Annotated in this window: 12 protein-coding genes and 3 pseudogenes; 7 read left to right on the top strand and 8 right to left on the bottom strand. The window is 62.3% G+C overall.

All coding sequences use genetic code 11. The features are described from left to right. Positions 1–603 precede the first annotated feature (603 nt). The 3 genes from ASC97_RS23770 to ASC97_RS34765 all read left to right on the top strand — a co-directional run bounded on the left by ASC97_RS23770 (position 604) and on the right by ASC97_RS34765 (position 2395). On the top strand, positions 604–1419 hold the full coding sequence (locus tag ASC97_RS23770) for a glycosyltransferase family 25 protein (protein ID WP_244481563.1): 816 nt from the start codon (positions 604–606) through the stop codon (positions 1417–1419). Between the two features lie 185 nt (positions 1420–1604). Further along, positions 1605–2117, top strand: coding sequence for a DUF992 domain-containing protein (locus tag ASC97_RS23765; protein WP_057470814.1), 513 nt, complete (start codon positions 1605–1607; stop codon positions 2115–2117). A 125-nt stretch (positions 2118–2242) separates the two neighbouring features. Beyond that, positions 2243–2395, top strand: coding sequence for a hypothetical protein (locus tag ASC97_RS34765; protein WP_200959533.1), 153 nt, complete (start codon positions 2243–2245; stop codon positions 2393–2395). Positions 2396–2423: 28 nt separating this feature from the next. Here ASC97_RS34765 and ASC97_RS23760 read toward each other — a convergent pair whose 3' ends face one another. Next, a complete protein-coding gene (locus ASC97_RS23760; RefSeq protein WP_057470813.1) occupies positions 2424–2690 on the bottom strand; it encodes a BON domain-containing protein in 267 nt (88 codons plus the stop codon). 60 nt (positions 2691–2750) lie between these two features. Next, entirely contained in the window at positions 2751–3398 is a 648-nt protein-coding gene (locus ASC97_RS23755) for a hypothetical protein (protein ID WP_057470812.1), read from the bottom strand. 334 nt (positions 3399–3732) lie between these two features. Here ASC97_RS23755 and dxr point away from each other — a divergent pair, with 334 nt between their 5' ends. Beyond that, positions 3733–4908, top strand: a complete 1176-nt coding sequence (gene dxr, locus ASC97_RS23750) for a 1-deoxy-D-xylulose-5-phosphate reductoisomerase (protein ID WP_057470811.1) — start codon at positions 3733–3735, stop codon at positions 4906–4908. 18 nt (positions 4909–4926) lie between these two features. On the opposite strand, the pseudogene ASC97_RS35600 reads toward dxr, so the two are convergent. The 6 genes and pseudogenes from ASC97_RS35600 to ASC97_RS23730 form a co-directional block, all read right to left on the bottom strand. Further along, a pseudogene (locus tag ASC97_RS35600) lies at positions 4927–5102 on the bottom strand (aminotransferase class I/II-fold pyridoxal phosphate-dependent enzyme); the annotation flags it as partial. Between the two features lies 1 nt (position 5103). Next, positions 5104–6111, bottom strand: a pseudogene (gene hemA / locus ASC97_RS23745) (5-aminolevulinate synthase); the annotation flags it as partial. A 1-nt stretch (position 6112) separates the two neighbouring features. Beyond that, a pseudogene (locus tag ASC97_RS36330) lies at positions 6113–6345 on the bottom strand (5-aminolevulinate synthase); the annotation flags it as partial. Positions 6346–6546: 201 nt separating this feature from the next. Further along, on the bottom strand, positions 6547–7344 hold the full coding sequence (locus tag ASC97_RS23740; protein ID WP_057470809.1) for an FAD binding domain-containing protein: 798 nt from the start codon (positions 7342–7344) through the stop codon (positions 6547–6549). Positions 7345–7356: 12 nt separating this feature from the next. Continuing rightward, the gene (locus ASC97_RS23735) at positions 7357–9702 is read right to left on the bottom strand and encodes a xanthine dehydrogenase family protein molybdopterin-binding subunit (RefSeq protein WP_057470808.1); all 2346 of its coding nucleotides are present in this window, start codon (positions 9700–9702) and stop codon (positions 7357–7359) included. 81 nt (positions 9703–9783) lie between these two features. Next, the gene (locus ASC97_RS23730) at positions 9784–10275 is read right to left on the bottom strand and encodes a (2Fe-2S)-binding protein (protein WP_057470807.1); all 492 of its coding nucleotides are present in this window, start codon (positions 10273–10275) and stop codon (positions 9784–9786) included. A 274-nt stretch (positions 10276–10549) separates the two neighbouring features. Between ASC97_RS23730 and ASC97_RS23725 the strand changes: the two genes are divergently transcribed. The 3 genes from ASC97_RS23725 to ASC97_RS23715 all read left to right on the top strand — a co-directional run bounded on the left by ASC97_RS23725 (position 10550) and on the right by ASC97_RS23715 (position 19078). Next, a complete protein-coding gene (locus tag ASC97_RS23725; protein ID WP_057470806.1) occupies positions 10550–10813 on the top strand; it encodes a YMGG-like glycine zipper-containing protein in 264 nt (87 codons plus the stop codon). Positions 10814–10982: 169 nt separating this feature from the next. Next, positions 10983–12911: an autotransporter assembly complex protein TamA gene (locus ASC97_RS23720; protein ID WP_057470805.1), complete on the top strand. Its 1929-nt coding sequence runs from the start codon at positions 10983–10985 to the stop codon at positions 12909–12911. 68 nt (positions 12912–12979) lie between these two features. Continuing rightward, positions 12980–19078, top strand: a complete 6099-nt coding sequence (locus ASC97_RS23715) for a translocation/assembly module TamB domain-containing protein (protein ID WP_057470815.1) — start codon at positions 12980–12982, stop codon at positions 19076–19078. Positions 19079–19087: the final 9 nt, after the last annotated feature.

The raw sequence follows: 19087 nt of genomic DNA, 5'->3' as shown, positions 1-19087 counted from the left end.
CATAACCGAAGTCTCTCTCCACGGCATCAACACCTCCCGCCGAAAGCGAAAAAGTGTTACCCATGTCTCCGGTACAAAACGTCACCTATCTCTCAGGTCGGGCATCTGTTTTTCAGCTTGCTACCGATCGGAAAGGCTACGCAGGCCTTGGTGGGTCGCTCCCTTTCCCATTGACCGCGTGCCCATGGGTGGGCGCGTCGACGCCCGTGCTCGGGAGATCGGCGCTGGCAGAATTACTTTAGATGTTCTCATCAATATTTGAATTAAATGAATATAATTCATCGCGTGCGGTCTGTTTCTGTCGAAAATCAGTGATTCGATGGCATTTTCCCATGCAAAATCGACCTGAAATTGTAAAATTTTCGACATAAGTCGTTTGTGTGCGCTCAAACGATAGTGTAACAAGCCCTCGGAATCGCATTTTATGCAGAATAAACTTATCTAATATAGAATATCATTAATAATACTTGCTTTGAATAATAATGCGGCCGAAGGCGACGCGCGGACCACGCAACGAGCGAAATACCGTGGGGTTGTAATCCAGCCACAATTTTCGGCGGGCAAACAGTAACTCAAAATCCATTTCACTCCGGGACTAGATACATGAATATGGCCCTGCACAGCGGCGTCGAGCGTGCTGACGGATTTGCTGCATCAGAACAAGCGCCTTCGCTTCGAACGTTTCTCATCAATCTGGATAGGGCAGAGAGCCGCTTGGAGGCGATGCAACGGCAGTTTCAGCAGCTCGGGATGGGTTTTGAACGCGTGGCGGCGATCGACGGCGCGATGATCGACCTGCCCCACGCACACTATGACGAAGCGGCATTCAGGCGCCTTCACGGGCGGCTGACCAATCCGGCAGAGGTCGGCTGCTATCTCAGTCATGTGGCATGCGCTCAAAAGCTGCTGGATTCCACCGAGGCGTTTGCATTGATCCTCGAGGACGACCTGACGCTTCCCGGCGATCTGCCCGTCGTGATCGCAGAAGCGCTCGCCGCCCATGCCCATTGGGACGTTCTGCGCCTTTCGACGGTCAACAGCGGCCGGAAGTTTCCTATCGTGGCGATGTCCGGCGACAGGGCGCTTGCGATTGCCCTTACGCGCGAAAAGGGCTCGGGAGCCTATCTGATCAACCGTCATGCAGCGGAATGGATCTGCACAAGACTCGTGCCGATGCGGTTGCCCTACGATATTGCGTTCGACTTGGAATTCTTCGCCGGCCTTCGGGGAATGTTCATCTCCCCCGAGCCGATTTCACAGGAGACGGATTTTCCATCCGATATTCAGCAGGGAGGGAAATTCCGACTTCCCCTGCAACAGCGCCTCGGCGTCTATCCGTTCCGGGCCGTGCTCGAGATCGGGCGGGTTGCTTCACGCGCCTGGCGCCTCGGCAAGTACCGGCTGATCGGAGTCCGATAACGTCTGCTTTCTTGCTCCGTTGGAAAACGTCAGGGCCGACGGCGTCCGCCTTTTCAGCGCCGCCCTACTCCTTTCGGAGCAGCGGGCGCCGGCTGTTTGTCCGTTTGTTGATTTTGATCATTGCGTCGGGCTTGGTAAATCATAACAAGGCGCTATCTTCACGACAGCAAAACAAGGAGACCACCATGAAGAACACTATCGCTACGTTTCTTGCTGCGGCATCTCTGGCTCAAACGCTTGCAACAGGTGTGATGGCTGCCGACCTCGCCACCACCTACCGTCAGCCGGATGCGCGTGACGGCGTCAGGATCGGCATCCTGGCCTGCGATATCGGCGGCGGCATCGGGTACCTCCTTGGATCGGCCAAGACGCTCGATTGCGCGTTCAGTCCCTCAAACGGGGCCGCGCTGGATCACTATACCGGCGCGATCCGCAAGTTTGGTGTCGACCTCGGCTTCACCACGCGCGGCAGGCTGGTCTGGGCGGTCTTCGCACCGACGGCAGGTTATCACCGTGGTTCGCTCGGCGGGCTCTATCAGGGTGCTACGGCCGAAGCGACGCTGGCGGGCGGCATCGGCACCAACATTCTCTTCGGCGGCACGTCCGGCTCCGTCCATCTTCAGGTCATCAGCCTGACCGGCCAGCTCGGACTGAACGTCGCCGCGACCGGCACGTCCGTGACCCTCACGCCCGGCTGAACAGTCCCGATCCCCTGCCTCGGAAAGCCGCCCTCAAAGGCGGCTCTTTCGCCTTGACGTCGCACGACCGATCGAAGGAACTTTCGACCTCTTTCAGCATTGATGCAGAAAGAGGAGAATGTGTTATGCGTATCAAGCTTATTTTGCTGGCGGTCGCATATCTCGTGGTGACCGGCCTCATGCTGGCGACGACATACACGGCCAGCGGCCCAATCACCACGCCGAAGACAGACCGCGTCGCCGGATATTCATTCCTTGTCGAGAGGTTCGCCGGCTGATCGACGTCGGCACTTTGGCGATGCGCGGCTATCCCAATCCGATTTCGTTGCGGACCGGATGCTTGCCTGCGGCGGCTTGAGCGACCGCCGTCGCGCGCTCTATCTCGGCCGCTGTTGCGACCGTGCCGCTGAGAACGACGGCATTGTCATCCACCGTGACGGTGAGATCAGACGCATCGAGCCCGCCAGCGACCGCAAGGGCATTGGCGACCCCTTCCTCGAGAACAGCGTGGTTCTTGAACTCGATCTCAATTTCCGGCATCTCGCCGAAAAACGTACCCTGCTTGAAGATCATCGCAATTTCCTCCTTCGCTAACCGAGAAGAACGCGCTGTCGACGGGTTGGTTCACCCACCTCACCACGTGACCTGATAGTTGAGCCGGATGCTGCCCGTCTGCGTCGAGGATCCCGGGTTGGCGACCGTTGCGCTGAGATCGAGGTCCGGCAGAATTGTCTGGTTCACCGCAACCGAACCGGTGAGGCCGGCAAGACCGCTCAGGGTTGCCGCGGCTGATATCGACGTTCCGGTCCAGGGATGGATGAGTTTCAATGCCTGCGAGCCATCGACGGATGCCTGGCGCGTCTCGAGCGCTTCGTAGTTGAGGCTGACGAAACGCGTCGATTGCAGGTCGAGCGAATCCGAGAGGATCCAGCTTCGCGAGCGGCTGAGCAGCAGCGATCCGCTTCCCCGCAGCGTGTCGACGCGAACACTGGCTGCCTGCTCTGCGCGGGTGGCCGGAGTGACGCTCACCTTGCTGATCTTGCCCCAGAGCGAAGCCTGCTGGGACTCCGCCTGCAGGGCGCCGCCGTGCGTCGATGCCAACCCGAGGTCCGCGCCGGCGCTCGTCTCCCATTCGGCAGGCAGGCGAAAGCCCATTGTCGCCTTGTAGGAATTCTCGGACACCTTCACTGGCGTCCAGATCACCAGATTCTCGGCATCCGCTCTCGCCGCAAGCGATATGAGCGCGGCAGACAGAAGCAATAGCTTGCTTGTCGGTCTCATCAAACCTGTCGTCCCTTGGTCGACGTTCAGGGCAAAGCGACGATGCGCGCAGCGCAGGGTATCCGCTTGGCAAACCCGATGTCTCGTTCTGATCTGGCAGTCTCCCGACCATGGCCAGACTGCCGATATCTGCGCCCTGCGCAGCCGGAGAGCGATACCTTGCAACCCGATGGATCGCCGCAGCTCCTATCCCGAAGGAATGTTAGGAGATTCACATCTAAGGCCGGCCGTGTAAACCCCCTGGCGTCAGAAATCTGCTGCAGTGCACACTTGCCGGTGTTTCCAATCCCCTGTAGAGCCGGGTGCAAATGAGAAAAATCTGGCAAATCAGCGTATGACAACGGGCAGAAACGCGCCGCGGCGCCTCAGTATCTTTGGTTCGACGGGGTCGATCGGGCAAAACACGCTCGACGTCGTGAAGCATCTGGGCGGCCGTGACAATTTCGAGATCTCGGTGCTTACGGGCAACGAGAATATCGAGCTGCTTGCCGGTCAGGCTCGGACTGCCGGCGCAAAGCTGGCTGTAACCGCCAGTGAATCCCACTACGGACCGCTGAAGAGTGCGCTTGCCGGCAGCGGGATATCGGTCGCGGCCGGGCAATCCGGTCTCATGGAAGCCGCAGACCGCGATGCCGATTGGGTGATGGCGGCGATTGTCGGAACGGCCGGGCTCGCGCCGACGCTGGCGGCAGCGCGCAGGGGTGCGGATATCGCACTTGCCAACAAGGAGTGTCTCGTTTCCGCCGGCGGACTTTTCGTCGATTCCGTGCGCCGTGGCGGCGGCAAGCTGTTGCCGGTCGATAGCGAGCACAACGCGATCTTTCAGGTGCTGGAGGAAAACCAGCGCCATGCCGTCGAGCGCGTCATACTAACGGCTTCCGGCGGCCCTTTCCGCAATGCGACCGTCGAAGAGATGGCCGGTGTGACCGTCGAGACGGCCCGCGCCCATCCGAACTGGTCGATGGGACTGAAGATCTCCATCGACAGCGCTTCGATGTTCAACAAGGCGCTGGAGATGATCGAGGCTCGGCATCTCTTCGGTTTGTCGCCGGAGCAGATCGAAGTGATCGTGCATCCTCAATCGGTAATTCACTCGATGGTCGGCTACACCGACGGTTCGGTTCTGGCCCAACTCGGGGCTCCAGACATGCGAACTGCCATCGGCTATGCGCTCTCCCATCCGCTGCGGCCCAACCTGCCGATCGAGCGGCTCGATTTCGCCAAGCTTGCGCGCCTCGACTTCGAAGCGCCAGACGAAAGCCGCTTTCCGGCGCTTCGCCTTGCCCGGCTCGCGATGACGCGCGGCGGCGTTCAGGGTGCGGTGCTGAATGCGGCCAAGGAGGTGGCGCTGGAGGCCTTCATCGCGGGACGGCTGTCCTTCCTGTCGATGGCCGAGGTCACGGAAACCGTCATGGATCAGCTTTCCGGTCTGCCGCCCGCGGCAACGATGGATGATGTCTTCGCCGTCGACAAGGAAGCCCGGCAGCGGGCTGCCGGGCTCATAAACTAGACAGGAAATTCGTGGTCCTCAGGCGACATGCCTTGCCAGCGCGCAGCGCGCCCAGAGCGAGTGCAGCGCTTCGACCAGATGCTCGATGTCGGCATCGGTGTGCAGCGGCGTCGGCGTGATGCGCAGGCGCTCGGTCTTCTTCGGCACCGTCGGATAGTTGATCGGCTGGACGTAGACGCCGCAATTGTCGAGCANGGTGTGCAGCGGCGTCGGCGTGATGCGCAGGCGCTCGGTCTTCTTCGGCACCGTCGGATAGTTGATCGGCTGGACGTAGACGCCGCAATTGTCGAGCAACAGGTCCGAGATCCATTTGCACTTGGCCGCATCGCCGACCATGACGGGCACGATGTGGCTGGGGTTCGGCATGTGCGGAATGCCGCGCTTGTCGAGGAGGGCGCGCAGCGTGCGCACGCGCTCCTGATGACGGGCGCGCTCGAAGGGGCTGACCTTCAGGTGCTGGATCGAAGCGACCGCACCGGCAGCGAGCGCCGGCGGCAGCGCCGTGGTGAAGATGAAGCCCGAGGCGAACGAGCGGATGAAGTCGCAGAGCGCCGTCGACGCGGCGATATAGCCGCCCATGACGCCGAAGGCCTTGCCGAGCGTGCCCTCGATGACGGTGAGGCGATCCATCAGCCCTTCGCGCTCGGCAATGCCGCCGCCGCGCGGGCCGTACATGCCGACGGCATGGACTTCGTCGAGATAGGTCATCGCGCCATACCTGTCGGCGAGATCGCAGATCTCCTTGATCGGGGCGATATCGCCGTCCATCGAATAGACGCTCTCGAACGCGATCAGCTTCGGCGCCTTCGGATCGGCGGCCGCCAGCTTGGCTTCGAGGTCCTGGATGTCGTTGTGCTTCCAGATCACCTTGTCGCATTTGGCATAGCGAATGCCCTCGATCATCGAGGCGTGGTTCAGCGCATCCGAGAAGATCACGAGGCCGGGAATCCTGGCGCCGAGCGTGCCGAGGGCCGCCCAGTTGGAGACGTAGCCCGAGGTGAAGACCAGCGCCGCTTCCTTGCCGTGCAGATCGGCAAGCTCGCGCTCGAGCAGAACGTGGTAGTGGGTGGTGCCAGAGATATTCCGGGTGCCTCCCGCACCCGCGCCACAGTGGTCGATGGCGTTCTTCATCGCCTCGATCACCTTCGGGTTCTGGCCCATGCCGAGATAGTCGTTGGAACACCAGACGGTCACGTCCTTCGGNCCCGCGCCACAGTGGTCGATGGCGTTCTTCATCGCCTCGATCACCTTCGGGTTCTGGCCCATGCCGAGATAGTCGTTGGAACACCAGACGGTCACGTCCTTCGGGCCATCGGCCGTGTGACGGGTGGCCCGCGGAAAGCTGCCGCGATGACGCTCAAGATCGGCAAAAACGCGATAGCGGCCTTCCGTATGCAGGCCGTCCAGCTCGTTTTTGAAGAATGCTTCGAAATCCATCATATGCTCCAGTATCGTGCGAGCGTTTTTGCGAACGGACGCGCACACGTCAACCCTTTGCCTTCGCTTTAGCACCAAGTGCGGCAAAAGGCCCATAGTCTTGAATTGTTTTAATTCAAAAATGCCGACCATGCCAAGTGAGGGATGCGAGAGGCGATGGTCGCGAGGCAGCGGTGCCGCCTCGCGACCACAGTCGATCCCTCAGCCGGCCCCGGCAACGGCGCGCCTGGCCATCACCTTGACGAGGTTCGCCCGATACTCCGCGCTCGCATGCAGGTCCGACATCAGGCCCGAGGGGTCGACGTCGACAGCGGCAATGGCCGACGGGGACCAGTTGGCGGCAAGCGCCGTCTCCATGTCGCGCTGGCGGAAGACACCATTCGAACCGGCGCCGGTGACGGCGACGCGTACACCACCGCCGGTCCTCGCGACGAAGACACCTGTCATCGCATAGCGCGACGCCGGATTGGGGAACTTTGCGTAGCCTGCCTTCTCGGGTGCTTCGAAGCTGATCGCGGTGATCAGCTCACCGTCCTGAAGCGCCGTTTCGAACAGGCCGGTGAAGAAGTCATCGGCCGAAATCTCCCGCTTGTTGGTGATGATCCGTGCTCCGAGCGCCAGCATCGCCGACGGATAGTCGGCCGCCGGGTCGTTGTTGGCAACGGAGCCGCCGATCGTTCCCATGTGGCGCACATGGGGATCGCCGATCATGCCGGCGAGGTTGCAGATCGCGGGGCAGATCGCTCGCAGGGCAGATGAGGCCGCCACCTCGGCATGGGGGGTGGCTGCGCCGATCGTCGCCTTGCGGCCGTCGACGTTGATCCCCTTCATTGCCGGGATGTGCCTGAGGTCAACGAGATCGCTTGGCGCGGCGAGCCGCTGCTTCATCGTGGCGATCAGCGTCATACCGCCGGAAACGTATTTGCCCTCCGACGTGCCAGAGATCATTCTGGCGGCTTCGTCGATCGAGGAAGCGCGGTGATAGTTCGTCTGATACATCCTCGTTCCTCCTCAATTCACCGCACGGGCCGCCATCCACACCTTCTGCGGCGTGGCGGGCATGGTGAGCATATTGTTGCCGATGGCATCGGTGATGGCGTTGATCAGCGCCGGCGGTGAGCCGATGGCGCCGGCCTCGCCGCAACCCTTGATGCCGAGCGGGTTGCTGGGTGACGGCGTGACCTGGTGCGATACCTGGAACGACGGCAGATCGTCGGCGCGCGGCATGGCATAATCCATGAAGCTTGCCGTCAGGAGCTGGCCGTTCTCATCATAATGCACGGCTTCGAGCAGCGCCTGGCCGATGCCCTGGGCAATGCCGCCATGCACCTGTCCTTCGACGATCATCGGGTTGATGATGTTGCCGAAATCGTCCGCTGCGACGAACTGGATGATGTCGGTCTTGCCCGTTTCCGGATCGACCTCGACTTCGCAGATGTAGCAGCCGGCGGGGAAGGTGAAGTTGGACGGATCGTAGAAGGCGGTTTCCTTCAGGCCCGGCTCCATGCCGCTGGGCAGGTTATGAGCCGTGTAGGCAGCGAGCGCCACCTGGAACCAGGGCAGCATCTTGTCGGTACCGGCCACTTTCACCTCGCCGTTCTCGATGACGATATCGCTCTCGTCGGCTTCCATGAGGTGCGCAGCGATCTTCTTCGCCTTCGCCTCGACCTTGTCGAGCGCCTTTACGACGGCCGACATGCCGACGGCTCCCGAGCGCGAGCCGTATGTGCCCATCCCCATCTGCACCTTATCGGTGTCGCCGTGCACGATCGAAACGCTGTCGATCGGCACGCCGAGCCTGTCGGAGACAAGCTGCGCAAAGGTGGTCTCATGCCCCTGCCCATGGCTGTGGGAGCCGGTCAGCACCTCGATCGTGCCGACGGCATTGACGCGCACCTCGGCCGATTCCCAAAGCCCGACACCGGCGCCGAGCGAGCCGACCGCCTGTGACGGTGCGATGCCGCAGGCCTCGATGTAACAGCTCATGCCGATACCGCGTTTCTTGCCGCGGCCGGCAGCCTCGGCCCTGCGAGCCGCAAAACCGTTCCAGTCGGACGTCTGCATCGCGGCATTCAGCGACGCTTCGTAATCGCCGGCGTCGTAGTTCATGATAACAGGGGTCTGATGCGGGAACTCGCGGATGAAGTTTTTCCGCCGAAGTTCCGCTGGGGATACGCCGAGTTCGCGCGCCGCGGTTTCCATCGTGCGTTCGAGCAGATAGGTCGCCTCCGGACGCCCGGCACCGCGATAGGCGTCGACGGGTGCGGTGTTGGTGTAGACGGTGCGGACATTGGCGTGGATTGCCGGGATGTCGTATTGGCCCGACAGCAGCGTCGCATAGAGGTAGGTCGGCACCGCCGAGGAAAAGAGCGACATGTAGGCGCCGAGATTGGCAATCGTGTCGACCTTCAAACCGATAATGCGGTGGTCCTTGTCGAAGGCCATCCGGACCTTGGAGACGTGGTCGCGGCCATGCGCGTCTGTCAAGAAGGCCTCGGTCCGGTCGGAGTTCCATTTCACCGGTACGCCGGTCTTCTTGGACGCCCAGAGGCAGACGATCTCCTCCGGGTAGATATAGATCTTCGATCCGAAGCCGCCGCCGACATCCGGCGCGATTACGCGCAGCTTGTTTTCGGGGGCGACGTTGTAGAAAGCGCTCATCACCAGCCGCGCGACATGCGGGTTCTGGCTGGTCGTGTAGCAGGTGTAGTGGTCCTCGGCGGAATCGTAGATGCCGAGCGCTGCACGCGGTTCCATGGGATTTGGAGAGAGCCGGTTGTTGTGGAGCTCGATCTCCGTCACGTGCGCGGCATCCGCAAGGGCCTGGTCGGTCGCGGCGGGATCGCCGAGCTGCCAGTCGAAGATCAGGTTTCCTTCCGCTTCGGGATGGATCTGCGGCGCACCGGATTTCAGCGCGTCGACAGCCTGGACCACGGCCGTCAGTTGCTCGTAGTCGATCTCCACGGCTTCGGCTGCGTCCCGGGCCTCGGCCAGCGTGTCGGCGACAACAACGGCGACGGCGTCGCCGACATACCGGACCGTGTCGACCGCCAGCGGGCGCCAGGCGCCCATCTTCATCGGCGAGCCGTCTTTCGAATGGATCATCCAGCCGCAAATCAGATTTCCGATGCCGTCGGCGAGCAGTTGCTTGCCGTCCAGCACGTCGATAACCCCAGGCATTGCCTTGGCGGAGGAGGCGTCGATACTCCTGATCTTCGCGTGCGCATGCGGGCTGCGGATGAAAAATGCGAATTTCATACCTGGTACGACCATGTCGTCGGTATAGCGGCCCTTGCCGGTCAGGAACCGTTTGTCTTCCTTGCGCGCGACGCGCGCACCAATTCCTTCAACACCCATGATTTCCTCCCAATGGGGTTTCGGGCCTGGCATTCTGCCAAAACAGCGGTGCTCGGCAGTCAGCCAGACGATTCCTGAGCGTTATTCGGCCGCCTGCTTGGCAGTGCCGTGCATCTCTGCGTTGGCCGACAGCACGGCCTTGACGATGTTGTGATAGCCGGTGCAACGACAGATATTGCCGTCGAGCTCGTGGCGCACGGTTTGCTCGTCGAGATGACCGGCGTGGCGACCGATCATGTCGACGGCGGTCATTACCATGCCGGGCGTGCAGAAGCCGCATTGCAGGCCGTGGTGTTCCTTGAATGCTGCCTGAACCGGATGCAGTTCGCCGTTGACGGCAAGTCCTTCGATCGTGGTGATCGCCGAGCCGGAAGCCTGGACTGCAAGGATGGTGCAGCTCTTGACCGATTTGCCGTCCATGTGGACGACGCAGGCGCCGCATTGGGTCGTGTCGCACCCGACGTGGGTGCCCGTCAGGCCAAGCTGTTCGCGAATGAAATGGACAAGAAGCGTGCGTTCTTCACAGTCGCCGCTGGCTGCCCGGCCATTCACCGTCAGTTTCACTTTCGCCATGATTTCCTCCTCGTGCCTCCTCCAGGCACGGAGGGCATCATTTGACGTTTTCGATTTGGGATCAACAGCTACTTTAGGGAGGTATGTTAAATTCGGCGTGTTTGCAGAGCGCCCTCCGCAGCGCCGCTTTTCGAGACGATTCCGGGGCACAGCTTCCTCAAATAATGGCAAAGGAGGCGGCCTGCCCCTTTTTGCGCCATAGTTTGCGGGCTAGCCTGCCAAAAACAAGAATCAGGGACGGCCACCGCCCGACGGGCGATCAACGGAGTTATTGATGAAGAAGATTATTGCCCTCGCCATAATTGGCCTTTCGATTGCAGGCTGCACCCCGACACAACAAGGGGCCGGCATCGGTGCGGCGTCCGGTGCCATTATCGGAGGCGCGGTCACAGGTAACGTTCGCGGAGCAGCCGTTGGCGCCGCCATCGGCGGCGTCTCGGGGGCACTCATCGGCCGCGTCGCCGAGCAGCCGGGCCAATGCTACTATCGCGACCAGTACGGTCGCCGCTACATCGACGATTGCCGCGGCGGCTATTGACCCTCGGCCAAACCCATTGAAATCCCGGGTCCTCCCGGGATTTTTCATTCTTTTTCTGCCATTTCGGCCGGCAAGCGATTTAAAATGGTACACGAAGCGGAATTTTGCCGCTAAGGTTGCCGCCGGCCGGGGGGCGCAGAGCTCAATTCGAATGTAACAAAAGCGGCGGATGCAGATCAGAGGGAAGGCACCGAAAGCGGGTATTGCGTATCGGCGGGCAGGCACCGTGATGGTGGTCGCAGTTGCGACCGCATTTTCACCGGCGCTGGTGGCTGATGCTTTCGCCTTCAAGATTTTCGGTATCAATATCTTCGGCAAGGACGACACGGCCGCCGACCAGGTGCCCGACCCCGTGCGCTATGACGTGACGTTGACGACCGATGCCGTCGACCCCGATCTCAAGGAAGCTCTCGAAAACAGTTCCCGCCTCGTTGCCGACAAGGAACGGCCCGTCTCGGGCGACCTCGGCGTCGTCGTGAAGGCAAGGGACGACCGCGAGCGCCTGATCGCGGCGCTCTACGAAAAGGCGCGGTACGGCGGCGTCGTGACCATCACCGTCGACGGCCGGAACATCGACGACCTGCCGCCCAATCCCACCTTCAGCCGCAAGGGTCCGGTGCCGGTGACGGTCAACGTCGCTGCCGGTCCCGTCTTCAAGGTACGCGAGGTGCAATTCGGCGGCGATGCCGCAAACCGCAATCCTGCCGATTACGACCTGGCGCCGGGCGACACGGCGGGCTCTCTGACGATCATCAAGGCCGGCGACAAGATCGTCGAGCAATTGAAGAGCGAGGGCCGCCCGCTGGCGAAGCTGACGACGCGAAAAGTCGTCGCCGATCATCGAACGGACACGGTCGACGTCGTCGTGGCGGCCGAAGGCGGCCCTATCGCACCGGTCGGCACCGTCGGCGTCTCGGGCGCCAAGGCCGTGCGGCCCGATTTCATCGAGCGCTATTCGCGGCTGAACAAGGGAGACCGCTATTCGCCGGAGGCGCTGCGAAAGGCCGGCGAACGGCTGCGTGCGCTCGGGGTGTTCTCAAGCGTGACCATTCACGAGGCCGAAGAACTCGCCGGTGACGGCAGCCTGCCGATGACGATCGAAGTCTCCGAGGGCAAGCAACGCTATCTCGGTATCGGCGCCCAGTATTCGACGATCGACGGCTTCGGCGTCAACGGTTATTGGGGCCATCGCAATCTTTTCGGCGCTGCCGAAGGGCTGCGGATCGAAGGGGCGGTCGGCCGTCTCGGCGATGCGACCAGCATCGGCGACCTCGACTTTTCGGCCGGCGTTACCTTCACCAAGCCGGGCGCCTTTGTCCCGTCGGCAACCTTGATTGCGAGCATCCTTGCGAAGACCGACAATCCCGATGCCTACAATGCGAAACTGGTGACCGCATCGCTCGGCATCGCCTACGAACTGAACGATCTGGATACCATCACCGGCAGCGGCCAGGTGAGCTGGGAAAAGGATGACGACGCCTTCGGCAACAACAGCTACCTGACGTTCTCCCTGCCGCTGCAATACGACAGGGACGCGCGCGACAACAAGCTGGATCCGACGGAAGGCTACAGGGCGATGGCCAGGGTGACGCCGAGCTACGAGGCCTACAACGGCACCTTCTTCTCGGGCTTCGAGGGCTTTGTTGCCGGATATCACGGCTTCGGCGCGGAGGACCGCATCGTCCTCGCCGGCAAGGTTTCCGCCGGCGTCCTCTTGGGTGCGGACAACCTGGAAAACATACCGGCGACGCGCCGGTTCTTCGCCGGTGGCGGCGGTTCCGTGCGCGGCTATGGATATCAGGAAATCTCGCCTTACAACGCCGCCAACGAGGCGACAGGCGGCGCATCCTACATGACCGCGTCATTGGAGACGCGCGTGAGGGTCACCGAGAAGATCGGCGTGGTTCCGTTTATCGATGTCGGAGCGGTTGCCGCCGATGTTGCGCCCGATTTCTCCGATATACGCACCGGCGTCGGCATCGGTATCCGCTACGCGACGCCATTCGGTCCGCTCCGGCTTGATTTTGCCGTCCCGCTCAACAAGTACGAGGGTGGGGCGGACTACGGCATCTATGCTGGCATCGGTCAGTCGTTCTAACCAGGTCTACGCTCGCAGCGATACCATGCTGAGAGCTGTGGAAAACAAACGGGATGGTATCCGCCCTCATGCTCATACTGACCAAAATCGCAAAGTGGATTGCGCGGGTGCTGGGCTACTCTGCCGGCGTCGCGGTGATCCTCGTTGCCCTGGCGATCGGTATCTTCGGCTTTACATCCTTCGGCGCGCGCATCGTCGTCGACAAGGTAGCTTCGATCGTTTCGAACAGGGATATGACGATCCGGGTTCTGGAGCCTCAGGGCCTTCTGACCGGAGGCCTGCGCGCCAGCCGTATCGTGCTTTCGGATACGAGGGGCACCTTCGCGGACATCAACGGGCTTTCGATCAACTGGAACCCGCTGGCGCTGCTGACCGGCAGGTTCCACGCCACCCGCGTCGAGGCGTCGTCCATTCGCGTGCTGCGCAAGCCGGTGCGCACCCTGCCGTCGCGGGCCGATGAAACCCAAGGGAGCGGATTCTCCCTGCCGGTGAAGGTCGATATAGATACCATCACGCTGCCCGAGATCGGCCTTTCCCAGTCGCTGATTGGCCGCGCGTTTACGCTCTCGGCCGATGGCAGCATGCGCGCGGACAACACCGGCGGCGAGGCTGACATCACGGTACGCCGACACGACGCCCCGGACGCCAAGCTGACGGCTGACGTCGCCTTCATGCCTGATCAGCGCCAGTTGCGGGTCAAGGCAAAACTCAGCGAACCCAAGGGTGGTCTTCTCGCCGGCCTGCTTGCGTTGCCGGGCAGCCCGGCGCTCGAAATCAATCTCGATGGCGACGGGCCCGTCACCGATTGGAAGGGCAAGCTGCAGGCATCGCTCGACGGCCAGCAACGCGCCTCGATCGAGGCCCGCCACACGCTGACGCCCGACAGCCTGCACCATGTCGACCTCAAGGGCGGTGGCGACCTGAGTTCGCTGCTGCCTGCGGCTTTCCGTCCTCTCTTTGCCGGACAGACAAACATCGACGTTGCCGCAACCTTCGACAACAGGGGCAAGATCGATATCCAGACAGGCAACATTGCCACCGGCGCGGTCGTCATCGCCGCATCGGGCACGCTGGATCCCAAGGGCAAGAACAGCCTGAACGCCAACCTTCTCGGGACGTCGGGACCCGTCGATTTCCGCTGGCCCCTGGCCGACGGCGACGCTCGCTTCATGATATCGGGCGTCAACCTCGCCTTGACGGGCGACGCCAAGGCATCGCGGCTGAATGCGAGCGCCTCGCTCGATTCCGCGGTTCTGCCGCAGGCGACGATCAGCAACGTCAAGCTGACGGCCAAGAGCGACAGCTTCAATCTGGCTGGCCGCTCGGGTGCAGTGCAGATCCGGCTCGTCGCCGGGGAGATGACTTTCGCCAATCCGGACGTCAATCGCGCGGTCCAGGGACCGGTGGCGATCGCGGCGCCGCTGCAGATCTCGCCCGACGCGATCGGTTTCAACGGCACGACCATCGAAAGTGCATCCGCGAACGCCAGCCTGAACGGTTCCTACAAGCTGTCCGACAGCGGCCTCACCGGCAATGCCAAGCTCTCCATCGAGCCCGCGGCATTGCCGCCTGCTGTCGCCGGGCGCTTCGACACGCCGATTGCGATCGAGACGCAGGTCGGCGGTACCATTCCTTCGAAGATCAATCTGTCGAACCTCACCATCAAATCAGGCACGCTCGAAGCGGCTGGGAACGTCGTTCTCGACGACGGCACGCTGGACGCGGCATTGTCGGGCCGACTGCCCGACGTCCGCAAATTGCTCGAAACTGCGACCGGTGAACTGAACTACTCCATTAAGGCGCAGGGCGATCTCACCGCGCTAGCGGTATCAGCCAACGTCAAGGCACCCGCGCTGGACATGGCAGGACGCAGGCTCAGCGACCTCGATGCCACTCTTTCCGGAACGGCCGGCAAGGCGCCTCAGGCCGAAGTCACCGCCACCGGCAAGATCGATGGCCAGGCAATCAATATCAGTACGAATGTTCAGTCCGCGGATGGACGGACGCTGCTTCCCTCGATCGTCGCCAATGTCGGCAACAACAGGCTGACCGGTCATGTCGAGCTCTCCAATAGCTTTGCGCCGACCGGCGCGCTGACTTTCGACTTTCCCGATGTCGGCCTGCTGGCGGCGTTGGGCGGCCAGAAGGCGGAAGGCGATCTCAAGGGTTCGCTTGGCATAGCCGACGATGCGGGCAGGATCGCGCTCAAGATAGCCGCCGCCGGCAGCGGCCTGAAACGCGATACGCTGACGATCGTCAAACCGGACATCGACGTCACCGTCAGCGATCTCAGGGCCTTTGCGGCGACCGGCGCGATCAAGGCTGAGCAACTGGCAGCCGGTTCCAACAAGATCGAGCGGCTGGCGCTGAATTTCACGCAGCACCAGAACCGGACGAATTTCAACCTCGATGCGATCCACGACGGCCATCCGCTGGTGGCCGCCGGCGGCGTCGAAACCAATGCCGGCACCACTCTGGTCCAGCTGGAGCGCTTTTCGGCGAAGCCGCACGATATCCCGGTCGACCTTTCTGCGCCGTCGGAGCTGTCGATTGCCGGCGGCACCGTCACGCTGAACGGATTGGCGCTGAAAGCCGGGGCCGGCACGGTGAGTGTCACGGGTTCGGCCGGTGAAACGCTTGATATCGCTGCTGACATCAAGGAACTGCCGGCCAGCCTTGCAAACAGCTTCGTGCCCAAGCTGGACGCCCAAGGGACGATTTCAGGCAAGGTTTCCGTGACCGGCACGCCAGCCGCGCCGATTGCCAATTTCAAGCTGGATTGGAACGATGCCGCGACAAGTCACACCAGAGGCGCCGGACTGTCGCCGCTTGCCATTGGCGCGGACGGCAAATTTGCGGACAACAGACTGGACTTCCAGACGGACCTCAGCGGCAAGGGCGGCGTGTCGCTGAAAGCGGCCGGCAATTTCGTAACGGCCGGGCCGAACGCGCAGTCGCTGGATGTCGATGCCGATATCGTCAACATCCCGGCCGGGCTCGCGAATGCATTCGTTCCTGAGCTGGCGGCCGAGGGGTCGATCACCGGGGAAGTCACCGCGTCCGGCAAGCTCCCGGCGCCGGCAATGGATTTCAAGCTGAACTGGAAGAACGCTGCCACCCGGCAGACGCGATTGGCCAAGCTCTCGTCGCTTGGCCTTACCGCGAGCGGCAAACTCGAAGGCAATGTTCTCGATTTCAATGCCAATGCCACCGGCAGCGGCGGCCTTTCGATCAAGGCCGGCGGCAATGTCGTGACGGCCGGTGCGGATGCGCGGACCCTTAAGCTCGACGGAACGCTTGCCAATGTTCCCGCGTCACTTGCCAACGGCTTCGTTCCGGATCTTGCGGCCGAAGGTATGATCTCCGGGACGTTTGCAGCTTCCGGGAAGCTGCCGATGCCGGCAGCCGATTTCAAACTCGACTGGAAGAATGCGGCGACGAGCCAGACGAAGGCCGCCGGTCTGTCGGGCGTCAAGCTCACGGCAGGCGGCAGATTTGCCGATGGCAAGCTGGATTTCGACACGACGGTGTCGGCAAACGGCGGAATGGGACTGAAGGCTACAGGCAAGGTTTCGCTTGATGGCGCGGTCGTGCGGGATCTTGCCGTCGACGCCACCATCGCCCAGCTTCCGGCGAGCCTTGCCAACGGTTTCGTTCCGGGACTGGGTGCGAGCGGCACGATCTCAGGCACAGCGTCGGCGTCGGGCACCCTGCAGCAGCCGGGGGCCAAGTTCGACCTTGCCTGGAAGGACGTCGCCACCACACAGACAAAGGCCGCAAAGCTTCCCGCCATGGCGTTGTCGGTCCAGGGGACGCTTGCGGACAAAGTGCTCGACTTCCAGACAAAGCTCGACGGCGATGCAGGCGCTGCACTGCAGGCCTCTGGCAAGGTCGGAATGGAGGGTTTCAAGCCTACCAACCTGCAGGCCAGTGCCACCCTCAACAATCTTCCCGCAGCGTTGATCGGCAGCTTCGTCCCTGATCTCGATGCCGGCGGCATGATCTCCGGAACGGCAACCGCAACAGGTACGCTGCCGCTGCCGGCTGTGGATTTCAAGCTCATATGGGCGAATGTGGCGACCCGTCAGACACGGAGCGCAGGGCTTTCGGCACTCAGCCTGAATGCGACGGGAAAGTTTGCCGACAAGAGAATAGACTTCGATGCAAACCTCGCGAGCAACAGCACGGCGATGCTGAAGGCGAAGGGAACGGCTGCTCTGAACGGCGCCGGCGTCCAGGGCCTTTCGATCGACGCCGATATCACTGATCTGCCGGCAAGCCTTGCAAACGGCTTCGTTGCAGGCCTCGGCGCTGAAGGAACGATTTCAGGCACTGCCAAAACCTCGGGCACGCCAGCCAATCCGATCATCGATTTCAAGCTGGACTGGAGGAATGCCGCAACCACCCAGACGAGGGCATCCGGTATCGGGCTGCTCTCGGCCAATGCCAGCGGCAAGCTTGCGGACAACAGGCTCGACTTCAATACCAACTTGAGCGGCACCGGCGTCTCGCTGAAGGCCGGCGGAAATTACACGGTTGCCGGTCCCAACGCACAATCGCTTTCGGTCAATGCCGACATTTCGAACCTGCCTGCCGGGCTGGCAAATGCCTTCGTGCCCGGCTTGGCCGCATCGGGCAATATTACCGGAACGGTGGCGGCATCAGGCAGGCTGCCGATGCCCAACGTGGATTTCAAACTCGACTGGCGGAATGCGGCGACCAGCCAGACACGAGGCGCGGGTCTTTCGCCGCTTGCCATCGGCGCCAACGGAAGGCTTGCCGGCGGCAAACTCACCGTCGATACGGACGTAACCGGCGATGGCGGGCTGTCGCTGAAAGGCGGCGGCAGCGTCGTCATATCCGGCGTGCGTGCGCTCGATATGCGCTTTTCGGGCAATTTGCCCTTTGCAGTACTCGGTACGCAGCTTGCGACGCAGGGGTTTGTTGCCAGCGGGAACGCCAATTTCAATGTTCAGGTGGGCGGCACGGCGGCAGCGCCCGTCGTCAACGGGACGGTGACGACCAGCGGAGCCGGGATCGTCGATGTTCGGCGCAACCTTGCGATCAACAATCTGACAGCCGAGATCCGGCTCAATGGGCAACAGGCCGTCATCTCGCGGCTGACAGGTCAGCTCGCCAGCGGCGGAAGCGTTTCGGTCACAGGCAGCGTCGGCATTCAACCGGCGGCGAACTTTCCAGCCAATATCGACGTGAAGCTCGACCGTGCCGTCTATGTCGACGGCACGCTCGTCGTGGCGACCGTGGACGGTACGATCGCACTGCGAGGTCCGCTGCTCGCCAGCCCGACGCTCAGCGGCAAGCTTCGACTCGAGAAGGCTTCGATCACCGTTCCGGAAAAGCTGCCGACATCGCTCAGGGAAATCGACATCAAGCACCGGAACGCTCCGAAGGCGGTTCTCGCCCAGTTGCGCGACACCGCGGCGAGGGGCGCCAGCGGGAAGTCGAACACGATCAATCTCGATCTGCAGCTCGATGCTCCCTCTCAGATCTTCGTGCGCGGCCGCGGCATCGATGCGGAGCTGGGCGGCAGCGTGACGATCAGGGGCACAGCCGCTGCACCGGCCGTCTCCGGCGGATTCACCATGCGGCGCGGGCGCCTCACCATTCTCAATCGCCGTCTCGACTTTTCCGACAAGAGCCGCATCACTTTTGCCGGCGACCTGACGCCGGCGCTGCAGATGGAAGCGAACGCGACGTCCGGGACCACGACGCTCACCGTCGGCGTTACCGGACTTGCGACGGATCCCTCGATCACCTTCTCGTCCTCCCCGGCGCTGCCGCAGGACGAGGTGCTCGCACAGCTGATCTTCGGTCAATCGATGTCGAGGCTCTCGGCGATCCAGATCGCGCAACTGGCCGATGCCGTCAGTCAGTTGGCGGGCGGCCGCTCGACCTCTCTGTTCCAGGGGCTGCGCAATCAGCTCGGCGTCGACGACTTCGACATCAGCACCGACGCGAACGGCCGGACGAATGTTGGCGTGGGGCGCTATCTCAATGAGCGGACCTATCTCGAATTGCAGCAGAACGCCAAGGATGGCGCCAAAGCGATCATCAACCTCGACGTCGGCCGGGGCGTCAAGCTGAGGGGCGCCGCCGGGGCCAATGGCGCCGGCGAAGCCGGGATCGTCTACGAACACGAGTATTGACGGGCTTCG

It is taken from the genome of Rhizobium sp. Root1203 (assembly GCF_001424945.1).
Taxonomy (GTDB): Bacteria; Pseudomonadota; Alphaproteobacteria; order Rhizobiales; family Rhizobiaceae; genus Rhizobium.
This window is presented reverse-complemented; position numbering and strand designations above follow the sequence as displayed.